The sequence below is a fragment of the Pseudoxanthomonas sp. X-1 genome (assembly GCF_020042665.1).
GTDB lineage: Bacteria > Pseudomonadota > Gammaproteobacteria > Xanthomonadales > Xanthomonadaceae > Pseudoxanthomonas_A > Pseudoxanthomonas_A spadix_A.
In genome coordinates this window covers 736,243-753,082 of the sequence record NZ_CP083376.1, presented here as the reverse complement: position 1 = coordinate 753,082, position 16,840 = coordinate 736,243, and the positions used below count along the sequence as shown (strand labels likewise).

The following is a 16,840-nucleotide window of genomic DNA, read 5'->3' as shown; positions in this document are numbered from 1 at the left end:
GCGACGTCGGCGCTGCCAGACCCCGGCAACCGCCTGCCGCCGCATCCTTGCGGACGGCGGCGGCGGCCGTGGGCCACGCGTCCTGCAAGCCCAACGCCGCGCCTTACATCGCCTCGCGCCGATGCGCCCAGCGATACAGCAGCGGCAGCACCAGCAGGGTCAGCAGCGTCGAGGACACGATGCCGCCGATCACCACCGTGGCCAGCGGCCGCTGCACCTCGCTGCCGGCGCCGGTGTTGAACGCCATCGGCACGAAGCCCAGGCAAGCCACCAGCGCGGTCATCAGCACGGGTCGTAGACGGCCAAGCGCGCCTTCGCGCACGGCCTGGGCCAGCGCCACGCCGCGCGCGCGCAGGTCGCGCACGAAGCTCACCAGCACCAGCCCATTGAGCACGGCCACGCCGGACAGTGCGATGAAGCCGATGCCGGCCGAGATCGACAGCGGCAGCCCGCGCAGGGCCAGCGCCAGCACGCCGCCGGTCAACGCCAGCGGCACCCCTGTGAACACCACCGCCGCGTCGCGCGCATTGCCGAAGGCCCAGAACAGCAGCGCGAAGATCAGCGCCAGCGTCGCCGGCACCACGATCGCCAGCCGCCGGCTGGCCGAGGCCAGCTGCTCGAAGCTGCCGCCGTAGCTGATCCAGTAGCCCGTCGGCAGCGCGACCTGCGCATCGACCGCCCCGCGCAGGCGCTGCACGAAGCTGCCCAGATCGCCCTCGCGTACATTGGCGGTGATGACGATGCGGCGCTTGCCGTCCTGGCGGTTGATCTGGCTGGGGCCTTCGCTGATCTCCAGGCGCGCCAGCTCGCGCAGCGGCACCGTGCGCGGCGCGGCGGCGCCGGTGCGTGGCGTGTTCCAGCCGCCGACGCGGCCGGCCTCGTCGGCATCGTCGCCGGCCAGCGCCGGGGCCAGCGAGATCGGCAGGTCGGCCAGTGCGGCCGGGTCGCCGCGCAGCGCCTCGGGCAGGCGCACGACGATATCGAAGCGGCGATCGCCCTCGAACAGCTGGCCGGCCACCTCGCCGCCGATCGCCGTGGCCACCGTGTCCTGCACGTCGCCGGCGTTGAGCCCGTAGCCGGCCAGCGCGGCGCGATCGGGCAGCACGGAAAGCAGCGGCAGGCCCTCGGTCTCCTCCAGGCGCACGTCGGCCGCGCCCGGCACGCCGTGGGCCACGGCCTCGATGCGCGCGCCAACCTGGCGCAGCGTGTCCAGGTCGTCGCCGTACAGCGCGACGGCCACGTCGGCGCGCACGCCGGAGAGCAGCTCGTTCATGCGCATCTGGATCGGCTGGGTGAACTCGTAGTTGTTGCCCGGCAGCGCGCGCACGGCGGCTTCGATCTGGCCGATCAGCGCGTCCTTGGACTTGCGCGGGTCCGGCCACTGCGCGCGGTCCTTGAGCATGATGAAGGTATCGGCCACCGACGGCGGCATCGGATCGGAGGCGACCTCCGGCGTGCCGATCCTGGAGAACACGCGCGCCACCTCGGGGAAGGCCAGCACCCGCTTCTCCACCCGCTGCTGCATGTCCACCGACTGGCTCAGGGAGGTGCCGGGAATGCGCATGGCGTGCATGGCGATATCGCCTTCGTCCAGCTGCGGCACGAACTCGCTGCCCAGCCGCGTGGCCAGCGCACCGCACAGCGCCACCAGGGTGAGCGCGGCGAGGGCGACCACGCGGCCATGGCGCAGGCTGGCGTCCAGCAGCGGCACGTAGCCTCGCCGCAGCCAGCCCATCACCCGGTTCTCGTCCGTGCGCACGCGGCCGCCCAGCCACAGCGCGATGGCGGCCGGCACGAAGGTGAGCGAAAGCAGCATCGCCCCGCTCAGCGCCAGCACCACGGTGATGGCCATGGGGTGGAACATCTTTCCCTCCACGCCGGTGAGCGCGAAGATCGGCAGATAGACCGCGGTGATGATGCCCAGCCCGAACAGGCTGGGCCGGATCACCTCGGCGCTGGCGCGCGCGGTTTCCTCGAAGCGCTCCTCGTGGGTGAGCACGCGGCCCAGCTCGCGTTGGCGCAGGCCGAAGCGGTGCAGGCAGTGCTCGATGATGATCACCGCGCCGTCGACGATCAGGCCGAAGTCCAGCGCGCCCAGGCTCATCAGGTTGGCCGACACGCCGCCGCGCGCCATGCCGGTCAGGGTGAACAGCATCGCCAGCGGGATCACCGCGGCGGTGATCAGCGCCGCGCGCAGATTGCCCAGCAGCGCGAACAGCACCACGATCACCAGCAGCGCGCCCTCGACCAGGTTCCTGGCGACCGTGGCGATGGTGCGCTCGACCAGCGCGGTGCGGTCGTAGGTGGGCGTGGCGGTCACGCCCGGCGGCAGGCTGCGCTGGGCCACTTCGAGCTTCTCGGCCGCCGCGCGCGCCACGCTGCGGCTGTTGGCGCCGACCAGCATCATCACCGTGCCCAGCACCACCTCGTGCCCGTCCTGGGTCGCGGCGCCGCTGCGCAGCTCCGGCCCCTCGGCGACCTGGGCGACATCGTGGACATGGATCGGCACACCCTGCCGCCGCGCCAGCACGATCTCGCCCAGCTGCTTGAGGCCGTCGACCTGGCCCGGGACGCGTACCAGCAGCTGCTGGCCGTTGCGCTCGATGTAGCCGGCGCCGACGTTGCGGTTGTTGATGCGCAGCGCCTGCACGACGTCTTCCAGCGTCAGCCCGAGCGCGCGCAGCTGCGCCGGATCGGGCGTGACGTGGATCTGTCGCGCGTGGCCGCCGATGGTGTTCACCTCGGTCACGCCGGGCACGGTCCGCAGCTGCGGGCGGATCACCCAGTCCTGCAGCGTGCGCAGGTCGGTGGCGGTATAGCGGCCGCCATCGGGCTTGCGCGCGTCGGGCGCGGCGTCGACGGTGTAGGCGAAGATCTCGCCCAGGCCGGTGGCGATGGGCCCCAGCTGCGGATCCATGCCCTCGGGCAGCTGCGCGCGCACCTGCTGCAGACGTTCGACCACCTGCTGGCGGGCAAAGTACAGGTCGGTGCCATCGACGAAGGACACCGTGACCTGCGACAGCCCGTAGCGCGAGAGCGAGCGCGTGCGCTCCAGTCCCGGCAAGCCGGCCATGGCCGTCTCCACCGGGAAGGTGATGCGCTGCTCGGCCTCCTGCGGTGCGTAGCCGGGCGCGGCGGTGTTGATCTGCACCTGGACGTTGGTGATGTCCGGCGTGGCGTCGATGGGGAGCTTCGTGAAACTCCAGGCGCCGACGGCGATGAGCACGCCGGTCAGCGCCAGCACCAGCCAGCGGTGGGCGATGCTGAGGCGCAGGATGGACTCAAGCATGGGCGCGTCCCCCGTGCCCCGTGCTGGAGACCCGCACTGTCAGCGGCGCCATCCCTGCGCATGCGGGGAACCGGCGGCGGCGCGATTCCGCCCTGCCGGGTGATTCCGGTCCATCGAGCGCGAAGGCGCTGGATTCCCGCGTGCGCGGGAATGACGGGGATGGCCGCGCGCCCGGCGCGGCGGGAACGGCAACGTCAATGCGCATGGCCGGCCCCCGCCTTGCCGATGTCGGCCTTGACCACGTAACTCTGTTCGACCACGACCTGCTCGCCGGGCTTCAGCCCGGAGACCACCGCGACCTGGGTCGCGTCGCGCTGGCCCAGTTCCACCGCGCGGGCGAGGTAGCGGTCCTGGCCCTCGCGCACGAACACCACCTGCCGCCCCTCCAGCGTCTGCAGCGCGGCCAGCGGCACCACCAGCGCCGCCGGCGTAGTGGCCACCACGATGCGCGCCTTCACCGCAGCGCCCGGGCGCCACAGGCCGTCGTCGTTGCGCAGCGGCGCGCGCGCCACGGTGCTCTGGCTGGCCGTGGCCGTGCCGGGCAGCACGCGCTCGAGCGTGGTGCGGGCGCTGACGCCGTCGGTCATCCGGGTCACGGTGACCGGCACGCCAGCGGTGATGTGCTGGGTGTCGCTGCCGAAGACGTGCAGGTCCACCCACAGCGTGGACAGGTCGGCGATCTCGAACAGCGCGGCGCCCTCGCCCACCACTTCGCCCAGCTGCGCGCTGCGCGCGGTGATCACGCCGCCGATCGGCGCGCTGACGGTGTAGGGGGTCAGGCTGAGATTGCTCTCGATGCTGGCCAGCGCCTGCCCGGCGCGCACGCGATCGCCGACGTTGGCGCGCAGGCTGCGCACCGGGCCGGGGAAACGCGCGGTGGCCTGGGCGATACGGCCATCGACGGGCGTCAGCACGCCCTGCACCTCGTGCGCATCGGCAATGGTGCCCGGCCCGGCCGGGGCGACGCGGATGCCGGCTTCGCGCGCGATGTCCGCGGGAATCACCGTGCTGTCGTCCTCGGCGTCTTCGTGCGCGTCCTGCGGCGCATCGGCGTGCTCGCCGCGGGCGGTGGTTCCGGTGTGATCGTCCGTCGCGACGGCCGGCGTCGCGTCCTTGCCACAGGCGGCCAGCAGCGTGCCGAGCAGCAGCAACAGACAGCGCGGGAGGTGAGAATGCGTGTTCATGGCGTGGTCTCCTGCGCAGCGCGGGTCGCCACCACCGGTTGCCCGGTCAGGCGCTGCAGTTCGATGAGGGCGGTCTGGGCCTGCGCGGCCGCATCGAGCTGGCGCCGCAGCGCGTCCACGCGCTGGGACTGCAGCTGCGCCCATTCCAGGTAGCTGAGGGCACCGGCGCGCCAGGCGCGTTCGGCGGCGCGCTCGGCCTGCTGCAGGCGCGGCAGCACCTCGCGCGCCAGGCGCTGCGCCTCCAGGCGCGCGGTCAGGTAGCGGCCGTGCGCTTCGGCCAGCGTCGCGTGCAGCTGCAGCAGCAGCGCGTCGCGCTGCAGGCCGCTGGCGGCCAGTTCGGCCCGCGCCGCGCGGATCTCCGGCTCGGCGCGACCCGCGCTGCCCAGCGGCAGGCTGAAGCCCGCCACCAGCGCGGTGTCGCCCGCGTCCTGCAGGCGGCGCACCCCCAGCTGCCATTGGCCATCGGCACTGCGCGCACTGGTGGCCAGGCGCAGCTGCGCCTCGCTCACGCGCGCCTGGCCGGCGACGATGGCCAACTCCGGCGTGCGCGTGAGCAGGTCGGCCAGGGCGTCGAAGGACGCCAGCTCGGGCAGGGCCTCCAGATCGCCACTGACCGCGTCGAAGTCGGCCTCGCGCTGGCCCCACAGCGTGGCCAGCTGGCGGCGCGCGGCCTGGCCTGCGGCCAGCGCGCGGTCACGGTCCAGTTCGGCCTGGGCCAGCTGCGCCTGCGCGGTCAGCAGCACCGACTCGGGCGAGGCGCCAGCCTGCAGCCGCGCGCGTGCCGCCTGCACGGCGCGCTGGCGCTGGTCGATGTCCAGCTGCGCGATCGCCTGCTGGCGCTGCGCCAGGGCGATGGCCTGGTAGCGCTGGGCGACCTGCGCCAGCACGTCCAGACGCGCGGCCTCGCGCCGCGGCGCCAGCGCGTCCAGGTTGGCCTGGGCCAGCGCGCGGCGCGCGTCGAGCTTGCCGCCGCGTTCGAGCACGCCGGACAGCGAGACGGTCAGCTCAGCGCTGTCGAACGCGCGCGCGCGGCCGCTGCCGAGCGCGTTTTCCAGTTCCACGCCGAGGCTCATCGCGGGCGCCAGCACGGCCGCATCGCGGCGCGCCTCCAGCACGGGCCGCTCGCCGTCGATCAGGCGCAGCTGGGGATGGGTGTCGGCCACGCGCCGCAGCGCCTGGTCCAGGCTCAGGGGAGCCGGCGGCCGCGCCTGCGCCAACGCGCAGGGCACGACCGCGAAGGCGGCCAATGCCGCCAGTCGCAACCACATGGGGAATCTCCGAAAGGGCGATGACGTCCCCGCGGCGCCCCGTTCACGGGCGCGGCGGGAAGGGGAGCGTCAGGCCGCGATCGGCGGGCGCAGGGCCAGGCTGGGCGTGTGGGAGCGCGCCGGCAACATCACGCGCGCCTGGAGAACGGCGCGCGCCAGCGCCATCGGCGGCGGCGCGAACTGCGAGGGGATGGCGGTCAGGTGGCCGCAGCAGTGCGCCGCATGCATCAACGCATGCAGCAGATCGCCCGTATCGTCGCCGGCGTCCGCATCGGCGGCCAGCGCGTGCTCGTCGGCCTGGTGCAGGTGCGCGGCATTGCCGCGCGTGGCCTCATGCAGGTCGCCCACCGCCGCCAGCACCGGATTGGCCAGCACCGCCAGCAGCAACATGGCCAGCGCCGGCAGGCGCAGCCAGGACAGGCAGCGATGGACGAGGCGCAGCGACATGGGCGCCGATGCTAGTGCGCGCGCCGCGCGTTAAACAATCACATGGCCGGTTTGTCATCGCCGGCGGGCGCGGGCGCATGATCGAACAGCGCGCCCTGCACCGCCACTTCCTCGCGTTCGCGGAACCCCGACAGGCCCACGCCGACCAGGCGATAGCGCGTGTCGGCGGGCAGGTCCACGCGCTCGCGCAGCGCCAGCGCGATGCGGGTGAAGGCCTCCAGCGAGGCCGGCGGCGCCTCGGGCGTGAAGCTGCGGGTGAGGATGCGGAACTGCGCGGTCTTGAGCTTGAGCACCACGGTATGGCCGATGCGTGGGGTCTTGCGCGTGGCCGCCCACGCCTTGGCGGCCATGCGCACGATCGGTTCGTCCAGCTCCTCCAGCGGCACGTCCACCGCGAAGGTGTCCTCGGCCGAGATCGACTGCACCGGCTGGTCCGGCTCCACCGGACGCTCGTCGATGCCGCGCGCCCGCCGGTGCAGCGCCGCGCCGAAGCGGCCGAAGCGCAGGGTGAGTTCCTCCAGCGAGAACGCCCGCAGTTCGCCGACCGTGGTGATGCCCAGCTCGGCGAGCTTCTGCTCGGCGACCTTGCCCACGCCGGGGATGCGTCCAACGTGCAGCGGCGTCAGGAAGGCCTCGACCTGCGCCGGCTTGATCACGTACTGGCCGTTGGGCTTGTTCCAGTCCGAGGCGATCTTGGCCAGGAACTTGTTGGGCGCGATGCCCGCCGAAGCGGTCAGCTGCGTGGTCTCGAAGATCTGCGCGCGGATCGCCTGCGCGGTGGCCGTGGCGCTGGGCGAGGCGATCTTCGGTTCGGTCACGTCCAGGTAGGCCTCGTCCAGCGACAGCGGTTCGACCAGGTCGGTATGGGCCAGGAAGATCTCGCGCACCTGCCGCGAGACGGCCTTGTAGCGAGCGAAGTCGGGCGGCACGAAGACCGCGTCCGGACACAGCCGCTCGGCGCGCACCGCCGGCATGGCCGAGCGCACGCCGAACACGCGCGCCTCGTAGCTGGCCGCGCACACCACCGAGCGCGCGCCGCGCCAGGCCACCACCACGGGCTTGCCGCGCAGCGAGGGGTCGTCGCGCTGTTCGACCGATGCGTAGAAGGCATCCATGTCGATGTGGAGGATCTTGCGCATGAGATGCGCAGTATCGCGCGCGGCCGGTCGGGCAGGCCACCGGACACTTGCCGTGGCGCCGCGCTTGGTCGGTTTGACTGTCGTCGGGCGGGCCGATTCGCCGGCAGGATCGATGGCGCGTCGCGATCGACCACCGTGACCATTGAAGACGCCCGGGGCTGCCCGCTCCTGGTGGCCAAGCCGGGTGGGCAGGCGGATCGCGGCGAGACCGTGATGACGGTTGCGCCAGCGGCAGGTCGGCAGTGCTAGAACTGCAGGGGGAATGATTCCCACCAAAAGGAGATTGACGGATGAAAGCACTCATCGTTGGAGCCGCGTTGGCGGTCGGCGCCGCCCTCTCACTCACCCCTGGAAAGGCGGACGCTTCATGTGTCGGCGTCTGCAACATGGCATACAGGCAGTGCCTGTCCAGCGGCAGTCCCGAGGATCAATGCGAGACCAAGCTCGAGATGTGCATGGAGCGATGTGAAGGGCAGCCGGGGACCGCCGAAGCGCAACGCACGCAGCTCCACATCAAGGATCAGAACGGGCAGGAGATCCTGATCGGGCAAACCCGGCCGGTGAGCCTGCTTCCGCTCGAGTCGAAGACCTGATCCCTTCGACGGAAGGGAGGAAGAGAAGCGCCGGTCCTGCACCGGCGTTTCTTTTGGGGGGTCTGCCTCTCACTGTGACTGGCGGGGGATCTCAAGGCATCAGCAAACGCCGAAAGCAACGTCCCTGGATTCCCGCTTTCGCGGGAATGACGATCTGAAAAAAGAAAAGGCCGGATCCCTCAAGGGACCCGGCCTCTCTCGAACACAACCAGCGGAGCGAAGACAATCCCTCGCGATCAGTCCTTCGGCATCTGCAGGTCGTACTGCGCCGGCGGCGTGCCGCCCGCCAGATAGCGCACGAAGTAATCCCAGCGGCGACGCGCGACATAGGCCGTCATCGCCCCATAGCCGTGGCGGGCATTGGGGATCATCAGCATGTCGAAGTCCTTGTTGGCCTTCATCAGCGCGTCGGCCACCAGCAGGGTCAGGTACGGCGGCACGTTGTCGTCCAGCGTGCCGTGCACCAGCATCAGATGGCCCTTGAGGTTGCCGGCCAGGGACTGGTTGGCCTGGGCGTCGTAGTTGCTCTTGCCGTCCTTGCCGACGATCAGCTCGCCCTGATAGCGCTCGGCCCAGTCGTCCTCGTAGCCGCGGTTGTCGTGGTTGCCGCTCTCCGACCAGGCCACCTTGAACAGGTCCGGGTAGCGCAGGATCGCCGCGGTGGAGGCGTTGCCGCCGCCCGAATGGCCCCAGATGCCGGCGCGCGACAGGTCGATCCACGGATAGCGCGCGGCCAGCTCCTTCATGCCGGCCACCTGGTCGGGCAGCGTGTTGTCGGCCATGTCGGCGTACCAGGTGTCGTGGAAGGACTTGGAGCGCCACGGCGTCCCCATGCCGTCGATGGCCACCACGATGAAGCCCAGCTCGGCCAGCGACTGGTTGTCGCCGTGCGCGGCCAGGAAGCTGCGTCCGCGCACCGAGCCGGTCTGCGGCCCGGGATAGATGTAGTTGACGATCGGATACTTCTTCGACGCATCGAAGTTGGAGGGCTTGAACATGATCCCGTAGAGATCGGTCTTGCCGTCGCGCGCCTTCACCATGAACGGTTCCGGTGGCACCCAGCCGGCGGCCTTCAGGCGGCTGATGTCGGCCTTGGCGATCGGCGCGACGTCCTTGCCGTCGACCGCGCTGCGCAGCACGGTCACCGGCGGCACGGTGGTGGTCGAGTACGCGTCAACGAACAGCTTGCCGTCGGGCGACAGGGCCACGGTGTGGTCGGACGGTTCGGGCGTGAGCAGGGTCGGCGCGCCGCCGTCCAGGCTGACCTTCCAGAACTGCTGGTAGTAGGGATTCAGGCCGGCGGTGCGGCCGACGCCGCGGAACCACACCGTGCGCGTGGCCGGATCGACCTTGAGCATCTCGGTGACGTTGCCCTCGCCGGTGGTGATGGCGTGCTTGAGCTTGCCGGTGGTCAGGTCGTACAGGTACAGCTGGCCCCAGTCGGAGCGCTCGGAGAACCACACCGCCTCGTTGCTGGCCGGCAGGTAGGCCCAGTTGGCCGTGCCGTTGCCGCTCTCGTACTGCGTCTTGACGTGTTCGGAGAACACGGTGCGCACCGCGCCGGTGGCCGCGTCGGCGATGCGGAACCAGGCGTCCTTGTGGAAGCGCGAGGTCGACACGAAGGCCACGGTCTTGCTGTCCGGCGCCCACTTCACGTCGTCCCAGCCGCCGTCCGGGCCGCAGCTGATGTCGTCGCACAGGGTGGAGCGGTGCTGGTCGGGCTCCATCTTCAGGCGCGTGACCTGGCGGGTGGGCACGTCGATGATGACCCGCTCGATCATGGTCACGTCCTTGTCGCCGGGCAGCGGGTACTTCCATGCCTCCAGCTTGGGCGCGCCGACCTTGGTGCTGACCAGGTACATGTCGCTGGTCTTGCGCTGGTCCTGCTGGAAGGTGGCGATCCTGCGCGAATCCGGCGACCACTCGACGATGGCGCTGTCGGTGTGCTTCCAGCCGGCGTTGTCGGTGGCGTAGCCGTAGTTCTTGACGCCATCGGTGGTCAGCTGGGTCTCCTTGCCGGTGGCCAGGTCGCGTACCCACAGGTTCCAGTCGCGGATGAAGGCCTCGGACTTCTTGTCCGGCGACAGGGCGCCCGGCTCGGCGTCCTTCTTCGCGTACAGCTTGGCGCACTTGGCGCGCGCGTCGCAGACCACCTCGGTGCCGCGCATGGCGAAGCGGTAGCGGCCGTCGGCGGTCAGCGCGATGCCGCGGATGCCCAGCTTGTCGGCCTTGATCGGCTTGTCCTTGGTCTCCAGCAGCGTGTTGAGCGAGGCGGCCAGCGCCTTGGCGTCGAACAGCGGCGCGGTGGTGCCGGTGGCGGTGTCGGTCTGCAGCAGCCGGTCGCCGCTGGCGTCGTGGTCGGTGTAGACGAAGTGCGTGTCGTCCAGCCAGGTCACGCGGGTGACGGCGTGGTCGACCAGCGGCTGGGCGAACATCAGCGTGCCGGCGCGGGCGTAGTCGGCGGCAGACACGGTCGGCGTCTGCGCCCAGGCGCCGGCCGAGCACGCGGCCAGGGCCAGGGCGCCGAGCAGGCGCGGGGCGGTGGATTTCAGGAGCATGCGGATCCCCAGGCAATCAGGTGAAGCGTGCCGGACACCAGGCCCGGCCACGCACGGACCGGTGATCGTACCGTTCCGGCGGTCCGCCCTCCCCTGCCGAAGGTCCTGCGCCCGGCGCGGGGCGCCGGCTCAGGCGGCCTGGGGGCTGATCGTCTCGCCGCGGATCAGGCGCGCGGCCTGCTGCAGGCTGTAGGGCTTCTGGATGAACTGCACGCCGGGCGGCAGGTCGGGCAGCTGGTGGCGGGCGTGGCCCGAGGCCAGCACGATGCGCACCTGCGGCCAGCGCTGGGCCACGCGCATGCTCAGCTCGGCGCCGCTCATCCGGCCCGGCATGTAGACGTCGGTGAACAACACGTCCACCGGCGTCCCCTCGGCCAGCAGTTCCAGGGCGGCGGCGGCGTCGGACAGGGCGCTGACCTCCATGCCCATCTGCACGAAGACATCGGACATCAGTTCGCGCAGGTCGGCCTGGTCTTCGACGAAGAGGATGCGCAGCGGCTCGGACATGGGCGGGGCTCGGGAAGTGGCGGGAGGAATGGCACGACACGACCCGGAAGCATGACGCGGCGCCGCCCGACGCACGCGCGGTGGCGATGTCGACGGGGCCAGGCATTGTTCGAAGCCGCGACGTGAAGGCGGCGTGGAGATGCCCGCGATCGGGGCCGGCTGCACGTGCCCTGCGCGTCATGTCGGCTACCATCGGGGGTCTTTTTCCCAGCCCCACGCGCACCATGCAAATCACCAACACCTCGCGGGACGCCTGGATCTGGGCGGCCGCGGCCGGCCTGCTGATCCTCACCCTGGGCCTCGAACTGGTGACGCCGCTGGGCTACGCGGTCTGGCTGATCCATTTCTTCGCCGTGGCGATCACCAACTTCCAGTCGCGCCCGCGCGTGCCGCTGGTGGTAGCGGTACTGGCCTGCGTGCTGGTGGCGGTCGGCTTCCAGGTGGCGCCGGCCAGCGCCAACTCGTCGTTCTCCGCCGTGAACCGCACCTTCGGCGGCCTGTGTTTCCTGGGCATGGGCCTGGTCACCATGCAGGGCATCCGCGCGCGCATGTCGGCCGAGCGCGCGCTGTGGCTGCAGGAGCGCCAGACTGCGGTCGCCACCGCGGTGCAGGGCGACCTTTCGCCGGAGGACCTGGCCCAGAACGCGCTGGGCGCGCTGTGCCAGGCCACCGGTGCGCAGGTCGGCGCGCTGTACCGGCTGCTCGGCGATCGCCTGGTGCTCAGCGGCGGCATCGCGCTGCCGTCGGGCATCGCCAAGGAGATTCCGGCAAGCGAGGGCCAGCTCGGCGAAGTGGTGCGCACGAAGCACACCCTCCAGCTGCGCGCGATCGATGCGGCGCATGTGCAGATCCAGACCGGCCTGGGCCGCAGCGCGCCGGGCGAGCTGATGCTGGCGCCGGTCACCGCCGGTGCCCGCGTAATCGGCGTGATCGAGTTGGGCCGCGTCGGCGTGGCCCAGGGCGACGGCCGCGCGCTGGCGCTGCTGGAGCGCTGCATGGAGATCATCGGCGTGGCCCTGCGCACCGCGCAGCTGCGCGCCGACCTGGTGGAACTGCTCGAGCAGACCCAGCGCCAGAGCGAGGAACTGCAGGCGCAGCAGGAGGAACTGCGCGTGGCCAACGAGGAACTGGAGGAGCAGAGCCGCAGCCTGCAGCAGTCCCAGGCCAACCTCGAGCAACAGCAGGCCGAGCTGGAGCAGATCAACGTGCATCTGGAGGAGCGCACCCACGAGCTGGAGGAGCAGCGCCGCTCGCTGCTGACCGCGCAGGACGAGCTGGTGCGCAGCGGCAAGGAGCTGGAGGCCGCCTCGCAGTACAAGTCCGAGTTCCTGGCCAACATGTCCCACGAGCTGCGCACGCCGCTGAACAGCTCGCTGATCCTGGCCAAGCTGCTGGCCGACAACCGCGAGGGCACGCTGAGCCCCGAGCAGATCAAGTACGCCCAGGCCATCCACTCGTCCAACAACGACCTGCTGGCGCTGATCAACGACATCCTGGACCTGTCCAAGATCGAGGCCGGCCAGGTCGAGCTGTCCGAGGACAACATCGCCGTGGCGCCGCTGCTGGTGCGCCTGCGCGAGACCTTCGAGCCGCTGGCCGCGCAGAAGGCGCTGGGGCTGGACATCCGCGCCGAGCCCGGCGCGCCGGAGCGGCTGACCATCGATGCGCAGCGCCTGCAGCAGGTGCTGAAGAACCTGCTGGCCAACGCGGTCAAGTTCACCGAGCACGGCCACGTCGGCCTGCTGGTGCAGGCGCATGGCGCCGACCGCGTGCGCTTCGTGGTCAGCGACACCGGCATCGGCATCGCCAAGGCGCAGACCGGGGTGATCTTCGAGGCCTTCCGCCAGGCCGACGGCAGCACCCAGCGTCGCTTCGGCGGCACCGGCCTGGGGCTGTCGATCTCGCGCGACCTGGCCCAGCGCATGGGCGGCACCATCACCGTGGACAGCGAGCCCGGGCGCGGCAGCGTCTTCACCCTGGAGCTGCCGGTGCATGGCGCGCCGGAAGCGGCGGGCGATGCCGCCGCGGCGGTGAGCGCGCGCACGCCGGCGCCGGTCCCGGCCCCCGCGCCGCAGCCTACGCCGGCCTCCGCCCCGGCCGCACCGCCCACGCCGGCGCTCGCCCCCTCGGCGTTCGACGACCGCGATCGCCGCACCCGCCCCGGCCGCGCGATCCTGGCGGTGGAGGACGACGCCGCCTTCGCCCAGGCCCTGGTCGAACTGGCCCACGACATGGACTTCGACTGCGTGGTGGCCGGCTCGGCGCAGGAGGCCATCGACCTGGCGCCGCGGATCCAGCCCAGCGGCGTGCTGCTGGATGTCGGCCTGCCCGACGTCTCCGGCCTGAGCGTGCTGGAGCAGCTCAAGCGCGACCCGGCCACGCGCCACATCCCGGTGCACGTGATGTCCGCGCAGGAGCGCGCGCAGGTCTCGCTGGAGCTGGGCGCGGTGGGCTTCCTGCTCAAGCCGGCCACGCGCGAGCGCCTGGTGGCGGCGATCCGCCAGCTGGAGCGGACCAGCGAGCGCAACATGCGCCGCCTGCTGATCGTCGAGGACGACCGCAACCTGCGCGAGAACCTGCGCCGCCTGCTCGCGCACGAAGGCCTGGACATCACCGCGGTGGGCAGCATCGCCGAGGCGATGGAGCAGCTGGCGGCGGTGACCTTCGACTGCATGGTCACCGACCTGGCGCTGCCCGACGGCAGCGGCTACGACCTGCTCGAACGCATGGGCGAGCGCGAGTCCGGCGCGTTCCCGCCGGTGATCGTCTACACCGGCCGCGCGCTGACCCGCGAGGAGGAGCAGCGCCTGCGCCGGTACTCCAAGAGCATCATCATCAAGGGCGCGCGCTCGCCCGAGCGGTTGCTGGACGAGGTGACCCTGTTCCTGCACAGCGTCGAGGCCTCGCTGCCCAGCGACCAGCAGCGCCTGCTGCGCGAGGCGCGCAAGCGCGATGCGGTGCTCGACGGGCGCACGATCCTGCTGGCCGAGGACGACGTGCGCAACATCTTCGCCCTGTCCAGCGTGCTCGAACCGCTCGGGGTGAAGCTGGAGATCGCCCGCAACGGCCGCGAGGCGGTCGAGCGCCTGGCACAGGACCAGGAAGTGGATCTGGTGCTGATGGACATCATGATGCCGGAGATGGACGGGCTGACCGCGATGCGCCAGATCCGCACCCAGCGCCGTCACCAGAACCTGCCGATCATCGCCCTCACCGCCAAGGCCATGGCCGACGACCGCGAGCGCTGCCTGGAGGCCGGCGCCAACGACTACATCGCCAAGCCCATCGACGTGGACAAGCTGGTCTCGCTGTGCCGGGTGTGGTGCTCGCGCCAGTGAACGCGGCCGAGCTGTTCGATCTGGAGCTGTCGCTGCTGCTGGAGGCGATCTACCGGCGCTATCACTACGACTTCCGCCAGTACGCCATGTCCTCGCTGCGCCGGCGCGTGCGCCATGCGATGACGCGCCTGGACTGCGACACGGTGGCGCAGCTGCAGCACCGGCTGCTGCACGACCCGACCCTGTTCGCCCAGTCGCTGCAGTACTTCACCGTGCAGGTCTCGGAGATGTTCCGCGACCCGGACTACTTCGCCGCGCTGCGCACCCAGGTGCTGCCGGTGCTGCGCACCTATCCCTCGATCAAGCTGTGGGTGGCCGGCTGCAGCACCGGCGAGGAGGTCTGGTCGCTGTCGATCCTGCTGCGCGAGGAAGGCCTGCTGGAGCGCACCATCCTCTACGCCACCGACATCAACACCGAGGCGCTGGCCCAGGCCGAGGCCGGCATCTTCCCGATCGAGCGGCTGGCCTTGTTCAGCCGCAACTACCTGGCCGCCGGCGGCAGCGGCTCGCTGGCCGACTACTACACCACCGCCTACGACGGGGCGGTGTTCGACCGCAGCCTGCGCCGCAACGTGGTCTTCGCCGACCACAGCCTGGCCACCGACACGGTGTTCTCCGAAGTGCACCTGGTGTCGTGCCGCAACGTGCTGATCTACTTCAACCGCGCCCTGCAGGACCGCGCGATCGGGCTGTTCCAGGAGGCGCTGGTGCATCGCGGCTTCCTCGGCCTGGGCAGCAAGGAGTCGCTGCAGTTCGGGCCGCACGCCAACGCGTTCGAAGTGCTCAGCCGCGAACAGCGCCTGTACCGGAAGGCCGCATGAAGCTGCCCAGCGGCCACGACCTGGATGCCATCGTCATCGGCGCCTCGGCCGGTGGGGTGATGGCGCTGCAGACGCTGCTGGCCAGCCTGCCGGCGACGCTGGCCCAACCGGTGCTGATCGTGCTGCACCTGCCGCGCGACCGGCCCAGCAAGGTGGCGCAGATCGTCGGCGCGCACTGCGCGCTGGAGGTGGCCGAGGCGCAGGACAAACAGCCGCTGCGCGCCGGCCAGGTCCTGGTCGCCCCGCCCGACTACCACCTGCTGGTCGAGGACGCCGGCCATGTAGCGCTGTCGCTGGACGAACCGGTGCTGTTCTCGCGGCCGGCGATCGACCCGCTGTTCGAAACCGCCGCCGAGGTCTTCGGCCCGCGCCTGCTGGCGATCCTGCTCACCGGCGCCAGCAGCGACGGCAGCGAAGGGGTGGCCGCGGTGCGCCGCGCCGGCGGCACCGCCTGGATCCAGACGCCGGCCGATGCGTCCTCCCCCCTGATGCCCGCCTCGGCCCTGGCCCGCGCCGGTGCAGACGCCGTTCTTTCCCTGGCAGAACTCTGCCACCACCTGTCGGCCCTTTCTCGATGAATCTCAACCTCACGCCCCAGGACGCGCCGACCGGCGAGCCGATCAACCTGCTGATCGTCGACGACATCCAGGAGAACCTGATCGCGATGGAGGCGCTGCTGCGCCGCCCGGATCTCAACATCCTGTGCGCGTCCTCCGGCGCGCAGGCGCTGGAACTGCTGCTGACCCACGAGGTCGCCCTGGCGCTGCTGGACGTGCACATGCCGGAGATGGACGGCTTCGCCCTGGCCGAGCTGATGCGCGGCTCGCAGCGCACCCGGCAGGTGCCGATCATCTTCCTCACCGCCTCGCCCAACGACCCGCTGCGTGCGTTCAAGGGCTACGAGGCCGGGGCGGTGGATTTCCTGCACAAGCCGATCGAGACCCACGTGATCCTGGGCAAGGTGCAGATCTTCGTCGAGCTCTACGAACAGCGCCGCCTGCTGGCCCGCCGCAACGCCGAGCTGGAGCGCGCGCTGGAACTCAACGAGACCATGACCGCCGTGCTCACCCACGACCTGCGCACGCCGCTGTCGGTGGTGCTGCTGTGCACGGAGAAGCTGAGCGTGGAACTGCCGCCCGACGCCGCGGCGCAGCGCACGCTGGGATTCCTGGAGAGCAGCGGGCGGCGCATGGCGCGCATGGTCGAACAGCTGCTGGACTTCTCGCGCATCCGCACCCGCGGCCTGCGCATGAGTTTCGCCGCGCAGGATCTGCAGCCGCTGACCGCCGGCGCGGTGGAGGAGTTCCGCCAGGCCAAGCCCGGCAGTGTGCTGCGCCTGACCTGCAGCGGCGACCTGGTGGCCGACGTCGACGCCGACCGCTATGCGCAGATCCTGTCCAACCTGCTCGGCAACGCGCTCGAGCACGGCGGCGGCGAGCCGGTCGAGGTCACCCTGGACGGCAGCGAGAACGCGCACGTACGGCTGACGGTGAGCAACGTCGGCGCGATCTCCGACGAGCTGCTGCCGCGGCTGTTCGAGCCGTTCAAGGGCCGCTTCAGCGCCAGCAGCGGGCTGGGCCTGGGCCTGTACATCGCCGACCAGTTCGTGCGCGCCCACGGCGGCCTGCTCAGCGCGCGCAACGCCGACGGCAAGGTCGTGATGGAAGCCCTGCTCTCGCGCCGCAACCGCTGACCG

12 protein-coding genes are annotated in these 16,840 nt (G+C 71.2%); 5 read left to right on the top strand and 7 right to left on the bottom strand.

Annotated features, from left to right (window positions below; genetic code table 11):
- Nucleotides 1-103: 103 nt before the first annotated feature.
- The 5 genes from LAJ50_RS03395 to dinB all read right to left on the bottom strand — a co-directional run bounded on the left by LAJ50_RS03395 (nt 104) and on the right by dinB (nt 7,327).
- Nucleotides 104-3,289 carry a CusA/CzcA family heavy metal efflux RND transporter gene (locus LAJ50_RS03395; protein WP_138653328.1) on the bottom strand — a complete coding sequence of 1,062 codons (3,186 nt, stop codon included), beginning with the start codon at nt 3,287-3,289 and terminating at the stop codon, nt 104-106.
- Between the two features lie 194 nt (nt 3,290-3,483).
- Nucleotides 3,484-4,473, bottom strand: coding sequence for an efflux RND transporter periplasmic adaptor subunit (locus LAJ50_RS03390; RefSeq protein ID WP_138653330.1), 990 nt, complete (start codon nt 4,471-4,473; stop codon nt 3,484-3,486).
- Entirely contained in the window at nt 4,470-5,741 is a 1,272-nt protein-coding gene (locus LAJ50_RS03385) for a TolC family protein (protein WP_224096453.1), read from the bottom strand. Before LAJ50_RS03385 ends, LAJ50_RS03390 begins: the two co-directional genes overlap by 4 nt.
- 69 nt (nt 5,742-5,810) lie before the next feature.
- A complete protein-coding gene (locus LAJ50_RS03380; protein ID WP_138655401.1) occupies nt 5,811-6,188 on the bottom strand; it encodes a hypothetical protein in 378 nt (125 codons plus the stop codon).
- Nucleotides 6,189-6,226: 38 nt separating this feature from the next.
- Complete coding sequence (gene dinB / locus LAJ50_RS03375; protein ID WP_138655403.1) at nt 6,227-7,327, bottom strand: DNA polymerase IV; 1,101 nt, start codon at nt 7,325-7,327, stop codon at nt 6,227-6,229.
- Nucleotides 7,328-7,617: 290 nt separating this feature from the next.
- Between dinB and LAJ50_RS03370 the strand changes: the two genes are divergently transcribed.
- Nucleotides 7,618-7,920 carry a hypothetical protein gene (locus tag LAJ50_RS03370; protein ID WP_130550532.1) on the top strand — a complete coding sequence of 101 codons (303 nt, stop codon included), beginning with the start codon at nt 7,618-7,620 and terminating at the stop codon, nt 7,918-7,920.
- A 236-nt stretch (nt 7,921-8,156) separates the two neighbouring features.
- Here LAJ50_RS03370 and LAJ50_RS03365 read toward each other — a convergent pair whose 3' ends face one another.
- Complete coding sequence (locus LAJ50_RS03365) at nt 8,157-10,478, bottom strand: S9 family peptidase (protein WP_138655405.1); 2,322 nt, start codon at nt 10,476-10,478, stop codon at nt 8,157-8,159.
- 129 nt (nt 10,479-10,607) lie between these two features.
- Nucleotides 10,608-10,985 (bottom strand): response regulator, encoded by a 378-nt coding sequence (locus LAJ50_RS03360; protein WP_130550530.1) that lies wholly within the window; start codon nt 10,983-10,985, stop codon nt 10,608-10,610.
- 224 nt (nt 10,986-11,209) lie between these two features.
- Here LAJ50_RS03360 and LAJ50_RS03355 point away from each other — a divergent pair, with 224 nt between their 5' ends.
- From LAJ50_RS03355 to LAJ50_RS03340, 4 genes are read left to right on the top strand one after another with little or no spacing between them, the layout of a single operon-like run.
- On the top strand, nt 11,210-14,323 hold the full coding sequence (locus tag LAJ50_RS03355) for a response regulator (protein WP_224096452.1): 3,114 nt from the start codon (nt 11,210-11,212) through the stop codon (nt 14,321-14,323).
- Nucleotides 14,296-15,144: a CheR family methyltransferase gene (locus LAJ50_RS03350; protein WP_171044695.1), complete on the top strand. Its 849-nt coding sequence runs from the start codon at nt 14,296-14,298 to the stop codon at nt 15,142-15,144. Before LAJ50_RS03355 ends, LAJ50_RS03350 begins: the two co-directional genes overlap by 28 nt.
- Entirely contained in the window at nt 15,141-15,722 is a 582-nt protein-coding gene (locus LAJ50_RS03345; RefSeq protein ID WP_130550528.1) for a chemotaxis protein CheB, read from the top strand. The genes LAJ50_RS03350 and LAJ50_RS03345 overlap by 4 nt, the downstream gene beginning before the upstream one ends.
- On the top strand, nt 15,719-16,837 hold the full coding sequence (locus LAJ50_RS03340; RefSeq protein WP_130550527.1) for a hybrid sensor histidine kinase/response regulator: 1,119 nt from the start codon (nt 15,719-15,721) through the stop codon (nt 16,835-16,837). The genes LAJ50_RS03345 and LAJ50_RS03340 overlap by 4 nt, the downstream gene beginning before the upstream one ends.
- Nucleotides 16,838-16,840: the final 3 nt, after the last annotated feature.

Bases quoted from the DNA above. Each gene is read 5' to 3' on its own strand.
- LAJ50_RS03345 (WP_130550528.1), top strand. From the start codon at position 15,141: ATGAAGCTGCCCAGCGGCCACGACCTGGATGCCATCGTCATCGGCGCC.
- LAJ50_RS03365 (WP_138655405.1), bottom strand. From the start codon at position 10,478: ATGCTCCTGAAATCCACCGCCCCGCGCCTGCTCGGCGCCCTGGCCCTG.
- dinB (WP_138655403.1), bottom strand. From the start codon at position 7,327: ATGCGCAAGATCCTCCACATCGACATGGATGCCTTCTACGCATCGGTC.
- LAJ50_RS03370 (WP_130550532.1), top strand. From the start codon at position 7,618: ATGAAAGCACTCATCGTTGGAGCCGCGTTGGCGGTCGGCGCCGCCCTC.
- LAJ50_RS03380 (WP_138655401.1), bottom strand. From the start codon at position 6,188: ATGTCGCTGCGCCTCGTCCATCGCTGCCTGTCCTGGCTGCGCCTGCCG.
- LAJ50_RS03395 (WP_138653328.1), bottom strand. From the start codon at position 3,289: ATGCTTGAGTCCATCCTGCGCCTCAGCATCGCCCACCGCTGGCTGGTG.
- LAJ50_RS03390 (WP_138653330.1), bottom strand. From the start codon at position 4,473: ATGAACACGCATTCTCACCTCCCGCGCTGTCTGTTGCTGCTGCTCGGC.
- LAJ50_RS03360 (WP_130550530.1), bottom strand. From the start codon at position 10,985: ATGTCCGAGCCGCTGCGCATCCTCTTCGTCGAAGACCAGGCCGACCTG.
- LAJ50_RS03340 (WP_130550527.1), top strand. From the start codon at position 15,719: ATGAATCTCAACCTCACGCCCCAGGACGCGCCGACCGGCGAGCCGATC.
- LAJ50_RS03355 (WP_224096452.1), top strand. From the start codon at position 11,210: ATGCAAATCACCAACACCTCGCGGGACGCCTGGATCTGGGCGGCCGCG.
- LAJ50_RS03385 (WP_224096453.1), bottom strand. From the start codon at position 5,741: ATGTGGTTGCGACTGGCGGCATTGGCCGCCTTCGCGGTCGTGCCCTGC.